This is a genomic window from Amycolatopsis sp. NPDC004169, assembly GCF_040610315.1.
GTDB lineage: Bacteria > Actinomycetota > Actinomycetes > Mycobacteriales > Pseudonocardiaceae > Amycolatopsis.
Map to the genome: position 1 here is coordinate 232662 of NZ_JBEXMD010000011.1, position 13064 is coordinate 245725.

The 13064-nt window shown below is 69.5% G+C and carries 13 protein-coding genes; 6 read left to right on the forward strand and 7 right to left on the reverse strand.

Annotated features, from left to right (window positions below):
- The first annotated feature begins 216 nt into the window (after positions 1–216).
- A complete protein-coding gene (locus ABZX11_RS17975) occupies positions 217–735 on the forward strand; it encodes a hypothetical protein (protein WP_176175875.1) in 519 nt (172 codons plus the stop codon).
- 40 nt (positions 736–775) lie between these two features.
- On the opposite strand, the gene ABZX11_RS17980 is transcribed toward ABZX11_RS17975, so the two are convergent.
- Positions 776–1444, reverse strand: a complete 669-nt coding sequence (locus ABZX11_RS17980) for a YoaK family protein (protein ID WP_176175874.1) — start codon at positions 1442–1444, stop codon at positions 776–778.
- 291 nt (positions 1445–1735) lie between these two features.
- Here ABZX11_RS17980 and ABZX11_RS17985 point away from each other — a divergent pair, with 291 nt between their 5' ends.
- The gene (locus ABZX11_RS17985) at positions 1736–2587 is read left to right on the forward strand and encodes a helix-turn-helix transcriptional regulator (protein ID WP_176175873.1); all 852 of its coding nucleotides are present in this window, start codon (positions 1736–1738) and stop codon (positions 2585–2587) included.
- A gap of 3 nt (positions 2588–2590) precedes the next feature.
- Positions 2591–2776 carry a DUF397 domain-containing protein gene (locus ABZX11_RS17990; RefSeq protein ID WP_176175872.1) on the forward strand — a complete coding sequence of 62 codons (186 nt, stop codon included), beginning with the start codon at positions 2591–2593 and terminating at the stop codon, positions 2774–2776.
- Here the strand turns inward: ABZX11_RS17990 and ABZX11_RS17995 are convergent.
- Positions 2760–3875: an amidohydrolase family protein gene (locus ABZX11_RS17995; protein ID WP_354914106.1), complete on the reverse strand. Its 1116-nt coding sequence runs from the start codon at positions 3873–3875 to the stop codon at positions 2760–2762. The genes ABZX11_RS17990 and ABZX11_RS17995 overlap by 17 nt on opposite strands.
- The gene (locus tag ABZX11_RS18000) at positions 3872–4396 is read right to left on the reverse strand and encodes a GNAT family N-acetyltransferase (RefSeq protein WP_354914108.1); all 525 of its coding nucleotides are present in this window, start codon (positions 4394–4396) and stop codon (positions 3872–3874) included. Before ABZX11_RS18000 ends, ABZX11_RS17995 begins: the two co-directional genes overlap by 4 nt.
- A gap of 213 nt (positions 4397–4609) precedes the next feature.
- Here ABZX11_RS18000 and ABZX11_RS18005 point away from each other — a divergent pair, with 213 nt between their 5' ends.
- A complete protein-coding gene (locus tag ABZX11_RS18005; RefSeq protein ID WP_354914110.1) occupies positions 4610–6319 on the forward strand; it encodes a restriction endonuclease in 1710 nt (569 codons plus the stop codon).
- Between the two features lie 59 nt (positions 6320–6378).
- Here ABZX11_RS18005 and ABZX11_RS18010 read toward each other — a convergent pair whose 3' ends face one another.
- From ABZX11_RS18010 to ABZX11_RS18025, 4 genes are read right to left on the reverse strand one after another with little or no spacing between them, the layout of a single operon-like run.
- Positions 6379–7131, reverse strand: coding sequence for a succinate dehydrogenase/fumarate reductase iron-sulfur subunit (locus ABZX11_RS18010; RefSeq protein WP_043783250.1), 753 nt, complete (start codon positions 7129–7131; stop codon positions 6379–6381).
- On the reverse strand, positions 7128–9044 hold the full coding sequence (locus ABZX11_RS18015) for a fumarate reductase/succinate dehydrogenase flavoprotein subunit (RefSeq protein ID WP_176175868.1): 1917 nt from the start codon (positions 9042–9044) through the stop codon (positions 7128–7130). The genes ABZX11_RS18010 and ABZX11_RS18015 overlap by 4 nt, the downstream gene beginning before the upstream one ends.
- Positions 9045–9096: 52 nt before the next feature.
- Positions 9097–9921, reverse strand: coding sequence for a hypothetical protein (locus ABZX11_RS18020; RefSeq protein WP_354914113.1), 825 nt, complete (start codon positions 9919–9921; stop codon positions 9097–9099).
- Positions 9918–10205 carry a hypothetical protein gene (locus ABZX11_RS18025; protein WP_043783673.1) on the reverse strand — a complete coding sequence of 96 codons (288 nt, stop codon included), beginning with the start codon at positions 10203–10205 and terminating at the stop codon, positions 9918–9920. Before ABZX11_RS18025 ends, ABZX11_RS18020 begins: the two co-directional genes overlap by 4 nt.
- A gap of 235 nt (positions 10206–10440) precedes the next feature.
- Here ABZX11_RS18025 and edd point away from each other — a divergent pair, with 235 nt between their 5' ends.
- Both edd and eda read left to right on the forward strand, forming a co-directional pair.
- A complete protein-coding gene (gene edd, locus ABZX11_RS18030; RefSeq protein ID WP_354914115.1) occupies positions 10441–12336 on the forward strand; it encodes a phosphogluconate dehydratase in 1896 nt (631 codons plus the stop codon).
- Positions 12333–12938 carry a bifunctional 4-hydroxy-2-oxoglutarate aldolase/2-dehydro-3-deoxy-phosphogluconate aldolase gene (gene eda, locus ABZX11_RS18035; protein ID WP_354914117.1) on the forward strand — a complete coding sequence of 202 codons (606 nt, stop codon included), beginning with the start codon at positions 12333–12335 and terminating at the stop codon, positions 12936–12938. Before edd ends, eda begins: the two co-directional genes overlap by 4 nt.
- The last annotated feature ends 126 nt before the right edge of the window (positions 12939–13064 follow it).

Consider the following 13064-nt stretch of genomic DNA (forward strand, 5'->3'; position numbering starts at 1 on the left):
CGGTCCCCCCGGTGTCAGCCGAGAGGTACCTTAAGCGCAGATCCGGTCCGGGGGAAAGCCTCCAACCAAGTAACGCGGATCGCCGTTGACCGAACGGCCGGGCGGAGGATACGGTCCGGTCTGTTCTCGCATGGGGGGCCATGTCGGGTCGAGGACGCAGCACTCTGTCCGGCGACGCGCGCCCAGCCCCGCCGACCACAAGGAGTGCAACCCGACATGCGTATCCGCACCAAGCTGATCGCCGCGACCGCCCTTGCCGGCGCCGCGGTGGTCACCGGCACGGCGGCGATCGCCGGCGCCGCGTCCGCCGGCACGGCCTCGGACGACAACCCGCCCGGCCTGGTCGAGGACTACAGCTACCCCGGCGCGGACAAGATCCTGCGCGACCGCGGCATCACGCTGGTCAGCGGCGACGGGCACATCGTGCTGGTGGACTGCGCCGGCCACACCGGCGTGATCGAGGTCTACTCGACGAACAACCCGGCCGACCACGGCACCGACCCCGGCCACTACTGCTTCCAGGTGACCGGGCCGTCCGGCTACCTCAAGCTCAGCATCCCGTACGCGTTCCAGGCCAAGGGCGACGACCAGGACGCCCACAACGTCAAGGCGACGGTCACCATCAAGGGCGCGCCGACCACGGTCAACGTGGACACGCACGGCTGGACCGGCTTCGGCGAAGGCGCGGGCCAGGACCCGGCCACGCTGGTCGAGCTCAAGGTCACCGGCTCCTGACCGTCCTCTGTGGATGATGCTGCGCGGTGGACCGTTCCGTTCACCGCGCGGCTTTCCGCGTGGCCCGCTGCAGCACGCCGAGCACCCCCACGACCAGCACGAGAGCCAGCGCCAGCGCAACCCACATCGCGACGTGCAGCTGCAGCAGCCCGCCGGCGAAGGCCCCGGCGAGCATCGCCCCGACGGCGGCGACCTTCCGCAGCGGGTGCGCCCCCGGCCCGCCGGCGGCCTTCGAGTCGGCGGCGAAGCCGGTGAGGGTCATCGTCAGCACCGTGGTCGTCAGGTCGGGCGCCCCGATCCGGCGCACCGCCGCGTTCTGCAGCCCCATCGCCAGCCCGAGCACGATGATCAGCAGTTCGGCACCCAGCCGCGTCCCGGCACCGAGGGTGGCGGACAGCACGACGGCCACCGCGATCAGCCCCGCCTGCACGGCGGTCGCCTGGCGCAGGGCGTCGTGGTCGTCGTCGCGCCGGGCCAGCCGTCCGCCGGCGAGCGCGCCGGCCAGGAAGGCGAGCACGGCGGTCAGCGAGGCGAGCACCGACAGCGTCGTCTCCCCGGCCGCGGCGAACCCGAAGAAGACGACGTTCCCGGTCATGTTGGCGACGAAGACCCGGCCCAGCCCGAGGAAGCTGACCGCGTCGACGACCCCGGTGACGACGGTCAGCGCCAGCAGCAGAGCGGCCAGGTCCCGCGGTTTCGGTTCAGCCATGGGGGAAGTCAACCACTCCCCGGCCGGTCACGCGCTCCCCGGAGGACCGCCGGGACCGGCCGTTCCGCGAAGAATTCGCTAACCCGAGCCCCTTTCCCTACGGCCGGATACCCATTCAATCCGTTACCGGATACCGTTTAAGAAAGCGCGAAGCTGCTTCGCGCGCGAAGCAGCTTCGCGGCGCTTCGCGAGCGGATTCCAGTGTCACACAGGCGAAACACCGATCTCCTTGCGGTGAATCCGCGCGCGGCGCGTGCCGTTTTGTCGGAGGCCCCCTCTACCGTCCGTGGCATGACCGAAAAGAGCACAGTGCGCACCCGGGAAATGGCTTGCGAACTCAAGGGCCAGCGCGAGCTGAACCGGATGACCCTGCGTGAGCTGGCCCGCCGCGCGGACTGGTCGGCGTCGAAGGTGTCGGCCTGGGAAAACGGCCGCCGCATCTCGCCGATCGACGCCGCCATCTACCTCGCCCACTGCGGGACCAAGGCCGCCGAACGCGCGCGCCTGCTCGAGCTGGCGAAGCCGCCCAGCGACCTCTACTGGGTGCGGCCGTACTTCGACAAGCTCGTCGACCCGATGAAGTCCCTCATCATCCAGGAGAACCTCGCCGACAGGATCATCTCGCACAGCCCCACCGCCATCCCGGGCATGCTGCAGACCGAGGACTACGTCAAGGAACTCCACGAACTGACCGGGCGCTACACCGCGGACCGCCTCAAGCTCCTCGTGCAGGCCCGGATCGACCGGCAGCAGCTCCTGCAGCGCCGGAATCCGCCGCGTTGCCTGTACTTCGTCTACGAACGCACCCTCCGGACCATCGTCCGCGACCCGGCGCTGATGCACGAGCAGCTGCAGTACCTGGTGCTGTCGACCAACCTGCCGCACTGCACCATCCGGGTGCTGCCGGAATCCGCACTCCCCTACCACCTGGTCGGCAGCCGCTTCACCATCATGGAATTCCCCGAACACCCGCCGGTGGTCTACGAGGAAACCTTCGCGGCGGGCCTGTTCATCGACGACCGGGTCGCGGTCGAGGCGTTCTACATCCTGGCGACAAGGCTGGAACAAGCGGCGCTGTCCGAGGGACAATCGAGGGAGTTGCTCATCCGGCTGGCGGACGAGTTCGAGCGCATGAAGGAGTGACCGATGGCGGGCCGCGAACTGATGTGGTTCAAGAGCAGTCACAGCGATGCGGACACCGAGCACAGCACCTGCGTGGAAGTCGCCCTCGATACCCGGATCACCGCGGTCCGCGACTCGAAGGCGCCCGCCGCCGGGCACCTGGCGGTCCCCCACCCCGCGTGGAACGCCCTGCTCAGCTCCCTGCGCTGAGGCGTTCCCCGTCGTGCCAGACCGCGCGGGTCCGCCCGGGCAGGTCGGTCACGTCGAGGTCCGTGCCGTCCAGCAGCACCAGGTCGGCCCGTAGCCCCGGTTCGACGCGGCCGCGGTCGTCGTCGAGGCGGAGCAGGCGCGCGGCCTCGGAGGTGGCCGCCTTCAGGGCAGCCGCCTCGCCGAGCACCGCGGCCAGCAGCCGCAGCTCGGTCGTCAAGTCGACATGGGGACGCGGCGCGAGGTCCGAACCGGCGGCAACGCGCACACCTGCTTCCACCGCGAGCCGAAGCGAGCGGCGGTGCGTCTCGGCGAACTCGCTGTCGCTGATCGGCGAAAGCGTCGGCACGTACCACCCGTTCCCGAGTGCGGCTACGGCGTCGTCGTCGAGGAAGGTGCCGTGCTCGATGCTGCGCGCCCCGGCTCGGGCGGCCGAGACGACGGCGGCGGACGTGTGCGCGTGGGCCAGCACGTCCCGGCCGCAGCGGCGGGCTTCGTCGACCAGCGCGGCGAGCTCATCGTCGGTCGGCCGGACGTCGGTACCGTCGCGGACCGCTCGCATGGCACCGCTCGCGCCGACTTTGATCCAGTCGGCGCCCGCCCGCACCATCCGCCGGACGGCCGCGCGCGCCGCGTCCGGCCCGTCGAAGAGCGGGTCGGGCAGCGAGGGGTCCCCGAAGCGGTCGACGGCCCCGGCGGGCGGTTCCCAGCTGTCGCCGAGGCCGCCCGTCGGGCCCAGCTGACGCAGGCTGACCAGCAGGTCGGGCCCGGCGATCCAGCCTTCGCGCAGGGCGTGCTTGAGCCCGGCGTCGGCACCCCAGGCGTCCCGGACGGTGGTGATCCCCCGCGCCAGCAGACCCCGCAGCACCGGCACGGCTTCGAGGATCCGCGCACAGCGCGGCAACGGCTCGGGCCGCGGGAAAGCCACGTGCACGTGGCAGTCGATGAGCCCGGGGATCAGCAGGCCCCCGGAGCAGTCGACGCGCTGGCCGTCGAGCCCCAGACCCACCTCGGCGATGCGCGAGCCGTCCAGCCGCACATCCGCACGGGTGCGCTCCCCGGTGTCGGGGTCGAACACCAGCGCACCGGCGAGCACCGTCACGCAAGATCCTTGCGGTAGACGAGGAAATCGCACGGCGTGGCCAGCGAAGGCGCAAGGTGCGGGTAGTCCTCGGCGAGGCCGGCGCGGTGGGTCACGCGGTACCCGAGCCGGCCGTACCACTCGGCGAGGAACTGCTTCGACGGGTGCGTCCAGTCCCGCGGCACGAGCAGTTCGAGCTGCATCTCCCGGCACCCGGCGGCCCGGCTCGCCTGCTCGGCGAACCGCACCAGCTCCCGCCCGACACCGAGTCCGCGCCGAGCCGGATCGGCGGCGAGCATGCCGAACTCACCGGTCGCCTCATCGAGCCGCTGCACCCGCACCGACCCGGCAAGCTCCCCGTCCACGAAGGCGGCGGCGATCTCCCCGGCCGCCACGAACCCCGCGACCTCCTCGGCGGAGGTCCGGTCGGTGTTCTCCCGCCAGAGCCCCTTCTCGGACTCGGCGTAGACGTGGTTGACCAACGCCGTGACCCGTTCGATCACGGCCCGGTCCGCCGACGGCGGCAGTATTGCGATCTCCATACCGCCATACTGCCGTCCACGGCACCAAGGCAAAACAGGCGACCGCCATAACGGAACGATCACAAGGCGTATCAGTTGTTCTTCGGTCAGCGATCAACAACCACGTCGGCGCACTGTGCATTCAGCCATGTCCGAAGCCGGTTCATGCCGATTGATCAGCGACCTGGAGGGGGCGAAGCACCGATGGCACGGCGTACCGGGATTCTCGTTCAGATGCAGCGGGACGCAGCTCGTCGCCAGCGGGAGAGGCAGCGAGCGGCGGCAACCTATGCACGCCAGCAAGCGCAGGCGCAGCGGGACGCACAACGGGCGGAACGGGAAGCTCTCCGCACCCAAGCAGTGGCTTTGCGATTGGCAGAACAGCATGCGAAGGCCGACGCCCGAGCGCGGGCCGACGCCATCAAGCAGCAGAAGCAAGCCCACCTCGAACTCCAGCAGGCGCGGGTGGCCAGTCAGAACGCCGACCTCGAAGCCGAGGTGGCAGAGCTGGAACAGCTCCTCTCCGCGACACTCGAAGTCGACGACTTCATCGACCTTGAATCGCTGAAGCGCACCGTTGAGCACCCACCGTTCGAACCGGGAGCCATCGGGCGCCCCACCCCACCACCACGGCTCGAGAACGCGCCTCCAGAACCGTCGTTCGGCCAATTCACCCCGCCTCCGCCGACCGGAATGGCCAAGGTCTTCGGCAAGGGCAAGTACGAGCGGGACGTCCTCGCGGCCCAGCAAAGGTTCTCTCAGGCTCACGCTGCCTGGCAACAGGAGCTCGGCGCACTGCAGCAGCGCAATGCAGCTGCAGCGCGTAAACACCACCAGGCCGAGCTAATGCGTGGTGAGGCATTGAAGAAGGCCAAGGCGGCTTACGACGAGCAATGCGCGGAGCGGGAACGCGAAGTCTCAGCGCACAACGCCGACGTGGCCGCCCTGGCGGCTGCCTTCGCCCGCCGTGAGCCTCAGGCAGTTCTCGAGTACTTCACCCTGGTCCTCGCCAACTCCGATTACCCGGACAAGTTCCCCCAGCAGTACCGGCTGGCCTATATCCCCGAATCCACCCAGCTCGTCGTGGAGTACGAACTACCGGACCTCACCTGTGTTCCGGCTGTGCGCGAATACAAGTACGTCAAGTCGAAGGACGAGGTGAGTTCCACCACTAGACCGGCACGGGACATCAAGGCTCTGTACGGCTCCGTCGTCGCCCAGATCGCCCTCCGGACCCTTCACGAGATCTTCGAGGCAGACCGGACCGGGCTCGTCGATACCGTCGTCTTCAACGGCATGGTCACCACGACCGACCCCGGGACCGGGAAGGAGGTGCGCCCCTGCCTCGTCACCGTCCGCACCACCCGTGAGGTTTTCGCCGACCTCGATCTGGCCCTAGTCGAGCCCCTCGCCTGTCTGGAACGGTTGAACGCGTCGGTGTCCAAGCGACCGAGCGACCTCGCCCCGGTCCGTCCGGTGCTGGAGTTCGACATGGTGGACAAGCGGTTCATCGAAGAAACAGATGTCCTCTCGGGCCTCGACCAGCGACCGAACCTCATGGAGCTGACTCCCAGCGAGTTCGAAGCCCTCATCCAGAACTTGTTCAGCAAAATGGGCCTCGACACCAAGCAAACCCGCCCATCGCGTGACGGCGGCGTCGACTGCGTCGCGTTCGATCCGCGTCCCATCTTCGGCGGGAAGGTGGTCATCCAGGCCAAGCGGTACCGCAATACCGTCGACGTGTCGGCTGTCCGCGACCTTTTCGGAACGATGCAGAACGAGGGTGCGTCCAAGGGCATCCTGGTGACCACATCCGGTTACGGCCCGGCGAGCTACGACTTCGCCGCCGGCAAGCCGCTCGAGCTCATCGACGGCTCGAACCTGCTTTACCTCTTGACCGAGCACGCAGGCATGGAAGCAAAGATCGTGCCGCCCGAGGCATAGTAAAAAGACGCTCGCGAACCGGCCCGAGGCACGGTTCGCGAGCGTCGAGGGAGAAAGCCCTACTTGTCCCGGCGGAAGAGCTTGTTGCCCAGCCACACGATCGGGTCGTACTTCCGGTCCGCGACGCGCTCCTTCATCGGGATCAGCGCGTTGTCCGTGATGTGGATCCCCTCCGGGCACACCTCCGAACAGCACTTCGTGATGTTGCAGTACCCGAGCCCGTGCTCGTCCTGCGCCGCGTCGCGGCGGTCGGCGACGTCCAGCGGGTGCATCTCCAGCTCCGCAATGCGCATCAGGTACCGCGGCCCGGCGAAGGCTTCCTTGTTCTCCTCGTGGTCACGCACCACGTGGCAGGTGTTCTGGCACAGGAAGCACTCGATGCACTTGCGGAACTCCTGCGACCGCTCGACGTCGACCTGCTGCATCCGGTACTCGCCCGGCTTCAGGTCCGCCGGCGGGGTGAACGACGGGATCTCGCGCGCCTTCGTGTAGTTGAACGACACGTCGGTGACGAGATCGCGGATCACCGGGAACGTCCGCATCGGCGTCACCGTGATCACCTCGTCCTCGGTGAACGTCGACATCCGCGTCATGCACAGCAGGCGCGGGCGGCCGTTGATCTCCGCCGAGCACGAGCCGCACTTGCCCGCCTTGCAGTTCCAGCGGACGGCGAGGTCCGCGGCCTGCGTGGCCTGCAGCCGGTGGATGATGTCGAGGACGACCTCGCCCTCGTTCACCTCCACCGTGAAGTCCTGCAGCCCGCCGCCGTCGGCGTCGCCGCGCCAGACCCGGAAACTCGCCTTATAGCTCATGCTTTGCTCCCGGGGTGCGTTTCGAGCTCCGCATCGGTGTAGTACTTCCCGAGTTCACCGAACTCGAACAGCTCCAGCAGGTCCTGCCGCAGCGGCACCTGCTCCTTCACCTCGACGGCGATGTCCGGCACCACCGGGTTGTCGCCCGGAGCCGCCGAACACACGAGGAGCTTGTTGCGCCAGTCCGGTTCCATGCCCGGGAAGTCGTCGCGCGTGTGCCCGCCGCGGCTTTCGGTGCGCGTCAGCGCCGCCTTGGCGACGCACTCGCTGACCATCAGCATGTTGCGCAGGTCGATCGCCAGGTGCCAGCCGGGGTTGAACTGCCGGTGGCCCTCCACGGTCACGTGGAGGATGCGCTCCCGCAGCTCGGCCAGCTTCACCAGCGCCTGCTCGATCTCGCCGGCCTTGCGGATGATGCCGACCAGGTCGTTCATCGACTGCTGCAGCTCGGTGTGCAGCGTGTACGGGTTCTCGGCCGAGGCACCGGCGGGCGGGTCGAACGGCGCGAGCGCCATCTTCGCCGCGGCGTCCACATCGGACTCGCTGAGCGCGGGCCTGCCCTCGAGACCGGACACGTACTCGGCCGCGCCCAGACCCGCGCGGCGGCCGAACACCAGCAGGTCGGACAGCGAGTTGCCGCCGAGCCGGTTGGAGCCGTGCATGCCGCCCGAGCACTCGCCGGCCGCGAACAGGCCGGGCACGCTCGCCGCCGCCGTGTCCGGGTCGACCTCGATGCCGCCCATCACGTAGTGGCAGGTCGGGCCGACCTCCATCGGCTCCGCGGTGATGTCGACGTCCGCCAGTTCCTTGAACTGGTGGTACATCGACGGCAGCCGCTTGCGGATCTCCTCGGCCGGCAGCCGGCTGGCGATGTCGAGGAAGACGCCGCCGTGCGGGGAGCCACGGCCCTCCTTGACCTCGGAGTTGATCGCGCGGGCCACTTCGTCGCGGGGCAGCAGGTCCGGCGTGCGCCGGTTGTTGTCCGCGTCGGTGTACCAGCGGTCGGCTTCCTCTTCGCTTTCCGCGTACTGGCCCTTGAACACCTCGGGCACGTACTCGAACATGAACCGCTTGTCGTCGGAGTTCTTGAGCACCCCGCCGTCACCGCGCACGCCCTCGGTGACGAGGATGCCCTTGACGCTCGGCGGCCAGACCATCCCGGTCGGGTGGAACTGGACGAACTCCATGTTGATCAGCTTCGCGCCCGCCCGCAGGGCCAGCGCGTGGCCGTCGCCGGTGTACTCCCACGAGTTCGACGTCACCTTGAACGACTTGCCGATGCCGCCGGTGGCGAGCACGACCGCGGGCGCCTCGAAGAGGATGAACCGCCCGCTCTCGCGCCAGTAGCCGAACGCGCCGGCGATCCGGCCGTCGGTGGTGAGCAGCTCGGTGACCGTGCACTCGGCGAAGACCTTGATCTTCGCCTCGTAGTCCCCGGTCTCGGCGAAGTCCTCCTGCTGCAGCGAAACGATCTTCTGCTGCATCGTGCGGATCAGCTCGAGCCCGGTGCGGTCGCCGACGTGCGCGAGCCGCGGGTACGTGTGCCCGCCGAAGTTGCGCTGGCTGATCCGGCCGTCGGCGGTGCGGTCGAAGAGCGCGCCGTAGGTCTCGAGCTCCCAGACGCGGTCCGGCGCCTCCTTGGCGTGCAGCTCGGCCATCCGCCAGTTGTTGAGGAACTTGCCGCCGCGCATGGTGTCGCGGAAGTGGACCTGCCAGTTGTCGTTCGAGTTCGCGTTGCCCATCGAGGCCGCGCACCCGCCCTCGGCCATCACCGTGTGCGCCTTGCCGAACAGGGACTTGCACACGACGGCGACGCGGAAGCCGCGTTCACGGGCTTCGATCACGGCGCGCAGACCGGCGCCACCGGCACCGATCACCACCACGTCGTAGCTGTGCCGTTCGACCTCGGTCATGTAGGGATTCCACCTCGGAACTGGGGGACTTCGTTGCTGGGAGAGGAGTGCGTTAGTTGACGAATCTCAGGTCCGAGATCGCGTTGCTGGCCACGAGCATGACGTAGAGGTCGGTCAGCACCAGCGTGCCGAGCGTCGTCCAGGCCAGCGTCATGTGGCGGGTGTTGAGCTTCGTGACCTGCGTCCAGATCCAGTAGCGCACCGGGTGCTTGGAGAAGTGCTTCAGCCGGCCGCCGGTCACGTGCCGGCAGGAGTGGCAGGACAGCGTGTACGCCCAGAGCAGCACCACGTTGGCGAGCAGGATGACGTTGCCCAGCCCGAAGCCGAAGCCGCCGGTCTTCCCGTGGAACGCCGTGATCGCGTCGTAGGTGTTGACCAGCGAGACGAGCAGCGCCACGTAGAAGAAGTAGCGGTGGACGTTCTGGATGATCAGCGGCAGCCGCGTCTCGCCGGTGTACTTGGCGTGCGGCTCGGCGACGGCGCAGGCGGGCGGGGAGAACCACACCGACCGGTAGTAGGCCTTGCGGTAGTAGTAGCAGGTCAGCCGGAAGCCGAGCAGGAACGGCAGCACGACGAACCCGAGCGGGATCCAGCCGGGCAGGTCGCCGAACCAGTGGCCGAAGTGGCTCGAACCCTCGACGCAGGAGGTGGACAGGCAGGGCGAGTAGAACGGGGTCAGGTAGTGGTACTCGGGCACCCAGTACGCGGTGCGCACGAACGACCGGACCGTCGCGTAGATGATGAACGCCGACAGTCCGAGCACGGTCAGCAGCGGCTGCAGCCACCACCGGTCCGTGCGGAGGGTGCGCTCGGCGATCCGGGCCCGCTTGGGAGCCCGGACGCCGGTGCCGACGCCGTTGTCAGCGGGTGCGCTCACCGCTGGTCGCGCTTGTAGCCGCCGACGCCTTCGTCATCGGCGCCGTGCCACAGCGCCGGGTCGTAAGGGGTGTCGGGGACGGGGACGCGTTCCGCCGCCTTCGCCTGCGCGGGCACCGCGAGGGGCACGCCGTCGAGGTCCGCGATGTCGATGTCGAGGCGCTCGACGTCGTTGGCGAGCCGGCGCACCGCCGACGCGTCGCCGTAGCGAGAGCGCAGTGCGCCGACGCACTGCCGGAGCTGGCCGATGGTTCGCCGCAGCTCGGCGATCTCGGAGGTGGACATCATGCCTCCCGTGGTGGTGGGGCTGGCAGGGAACCGGCTAAGGCTCTGCCTCGCGTCGTGCAGTGTGACAACTAGCACACTAACGGTTCCGAAGGTGATCGGGGTCACGCAAATCGATCTTCTGAATCGATTTTGATTCGGCGTTTCGGCGAGGTAGTGTGGCCAGGGTCACGACCCAGAGGCGTCAGCGCTGCCGTCCCGCGGACCACCCCACACCAGTGATCCGGAGCCGGACATGAGCCCCACCCCCACCCCGCTGCGTCCCGTGAACGACATCGTCGCCGAAGTCACCGCGCGGATCGCCGCGCGGAGTGCCGCGACCCGCACCGCCTACCTCGACCGCACGGCCGCCGCGTACGCCGACGGCCCCGTTCGCCGCGGCCTCGCGTGCAGCAACCTCGCCCACGGTTTCGCCGCGATGGACGGCGTCGACAAGGAGGCGCTGCGGGCCGCGCGCGCTCCCGGCGTCGCGATCGTGTCCTCCTACAACGACCTGCTGTCGGCGCACCAGCCGATGCAGGAGTACCCGGCGTGGCTGAAGAAGTCGGTGCGCTCGGCCGGCGGGGTCGCCCAGTTCGCCGGCGGCGTGCCCGCGATGTGCGACGGGATCACGCAGGGCCGCGCGGGCATGGAGCTGTCGCTGTTCAGCCGCGAGGTCATCGCGATGTCGACGGCGATCGCGCTCTCCCACGACATGTTCGACGCATGCCTGCTGCTGGGCGTCTGCGACAAGATCGTGCCCGGCCTGCTGATCGGGGCGCTGTCCTTCGGTCACCTGCCTGCCCTGCTCGTTCCGGCGGGCCCGATGAACTCCGGGCTGCCGAACAAGGAGAAGGCGCGCGTCCGGCAGCTGTACGCCGAAGGACTCGCGACCCGCGAAGACCTCCTCGACGCCGAAGCCGCGTCGTACCACTCGGCCGGCACGTGCACCTTCTACGGCACGGCCAACTCCAACCAGATGGTCGTCGAGGTGATGGGCCTGCACCTGCCGGGCGCCAGCTTCGTCCAGCCGGGCTCGTCCTTGCGTCAGGCGCTGACCGAGGAGGCCGGGCGGCGGGTCGTGGCGATCTCGCGCGGCGAGGAGTACACGCCGGTCTCGCGGATCCTCGACGAGAAGGCGTTCGTCAACGGCGTCATCGCGCTGCTCGCCACCGGCGGGTCGACCAACCACACGATGCACCTGGTCGCCATCGCCGCGGCCGCGGGCATCCAGCTGACCTGGGACGACTTTTCGGACCTGTCGGCCGTCGTGCCGCTGCTGGCCCGGGTCTACCCGAACGGCAGCGCCGACATCAACCACTTCCACGCCGCCGGCGGCATCCAGTTCCTGGTCGGCACGCTGCTCGACGCCGGGCTGCTGCACGAGGACGTGCACACGGTGGCCGGGTTCGGGCTGCACCGCTACCGCGCCGAGCCGATCCTGTCCGACGGCGAGCTGGTCTGGCGGGACGTGCCCACGCGCAGCCTCGACGAAGAGGTGCTGCGCCCGGTCTGGCGGCCGTTCGCCGCGGACGGCGGGTTGCGGATGGTCGAGGGCAACCTCGGCCGCGGGGTGGTCAAGGTGTCCGCGGTGGCGCCCGAGCACCGCGTCGTCCAGGCGCCGGCCCGGGTGTTCACCACGCAGGAGGGCTTCAAGGCGGCGTTCGACGCGGGCGAGCTGAACCGGGATGTCGTCGTGGTGCTCCGGCAGCAGGGCCCGCGGGCCAACGGCATGCCGGAGCTGCACGGCCTGACGCCGGCTCTCGGCGTGCTGATGGACCGCGGGTACGCGGTGGCGTTGCTCACCGACGGCCGGATGTCGGGCGCGTCGGGCAAGATCCCGGCGGCGATCCAGGTGACGCCGGAAGCGGCCGCGGGCGGCCCGATCGCCCGCATCGCCGACGGCGACGTCATCCGCCTCGACGCCACTTCGGGCTCGCTCGACGTGCTCGTCGGTGACGAAGAACTCGCCCGCCGCGAGCTTGTGGACTCGCCGCCGTCCGAAGCATCCTGGACCGGCACCGGCCGAGAGCTGTTCGCCGCGTTGCGCCGGGCGGTCGGCCCCGCTGACCAGGGCGCTTCGGTGTTCGGCGGCTTGACCCCGGAGCACTTCGGAACGCCCGCTTTCACAACACAGGAGGTCGGTCAGTGACCACCGGTCAGGACCTGCTCGAGCTGTCCCCCGTGATGCCCGTGGTGGTGATCGAAGACGCCGCCGACGCGGTGCCCACGGCCCGGGCCCTGCTCGCCGGCGGGATCGGGGTCATCGAGCTGACCCTGCGCACCCCGGCCGCGTTGTCCGCGATCGAGCGCGTCGCCGCGGAGGTGCCGGAGATCGTCATCGGCGCCGGCACCGTCACCGCGCCCGAACACGCGAAGCAGGCGGCCGACGCGGGCGCGAAGTTCCTCGTGACGCCCGGGTGCACGGACTCGGTCGTCGACGCGTGCTTCGAGTCCGGGCTGCCGTTCCTGCCCGGCGCGAGCACGGTGTCGGAGGCGATGCGGCTGGCCGAGCGCGGGCTGACGGCGTTGAAGTTCTTCCCGGCGGAGGCGTCCGGCGGCGTCGCGTACCTGAAGGCGATCGCGGGTCCGTTGCCGTCCCTGCGCTTCTGCCCCACCGGCGGGATCACGGTGGCCTCGGCGCCGTCCTACCTGGCGCTGCCGAACGTCGGCTGCATCGGCGGTTCGTGGCTGACGGCCTCGCTCGACCCCGCCACGATCGAGAAGCTGGCCGCGGAAGCGGCCGCGCTGTAGCGGAGATCACCCCGCGTCGTCGCAGCACCCGGACGGCCGAATGAGCGTCCGCATCCCGGGAGCACCGTTCCAGCGCGCTGGAACGGTGCTCCGAGCGGGTGTGGCGCCGGTCATCCATCCCGCTGA

Coding starts and splice junctions, on each gene's coding strand:
- ABZX11_RS18025 (WP_043783673.1), bottom strand. CDS start 10,205: ATGTCCACCTCCGAGATCGCCGAGCTGCGGCGAACCATCGGCCAGCTC.
- ABZX11_RS17980 (WP_176175874.1), bottom strand. CDS start 1,444: ATGGCTGAACCGAAACCGCGGGACCTGGCCGCTCTGCTGCTGGCGCTG.
- ABZX11_RS18005 (WP_354914110.1), top strand. CDS start 4,610: ATGCAGCGGGACGCAGCTCGTCGCCAGCGGGAGAGGCAGCGAGCGGCG.
- ABZX11_RS18000 (WP_354914108.1), bottom strand. CDS start 4,396: ATGGAGATCGCAATACTGCCGCCGTCGGCGGACCGGGCCGTGATCGAA.
- ABZX11_RS17975 (WP_176175875.1), top strand. CDS start 217: ATGCGTATCCGCACCAAGCTGATCGCCGCGACCGCCCTTGCCGGCGCC.
- ABZX11_RS18010 (WP_043783250.1), bottom strand. CDS start 7,131: ATGAGCTATAAGGCGAGTTTCCGGGTCTGGCGCGGCGACGCCGACGGC.
- ABZX11_RS17990 (WP_176175872.1), top strand. CDS start 2,591: ATGGCGGGCCGCGAACTGATGTGGTTCAAGAGCAGTCACAGCGATGCG.
- edd (WP_354914115.1), top strand. CDS start 10,441: ATGAGCCCCACCCCCACCCCGCTGCGTCCCGTGAACGACATCGTCGCC.
- ABZX11_RS17985 (WP_176175873.1), top strand. CDS start 1,736: ATGACCGAAAAGAGCACAGTGCGCACCCGGGAAATGGCTTGCGAACTC.
- ABZX11_RS18015 (WP_176175868.1), bottom strand. CDS start 9,044: ATGACCGAGGTCGAACGGCACAGCTACGACGTGGTGGTGATCGGTGCC.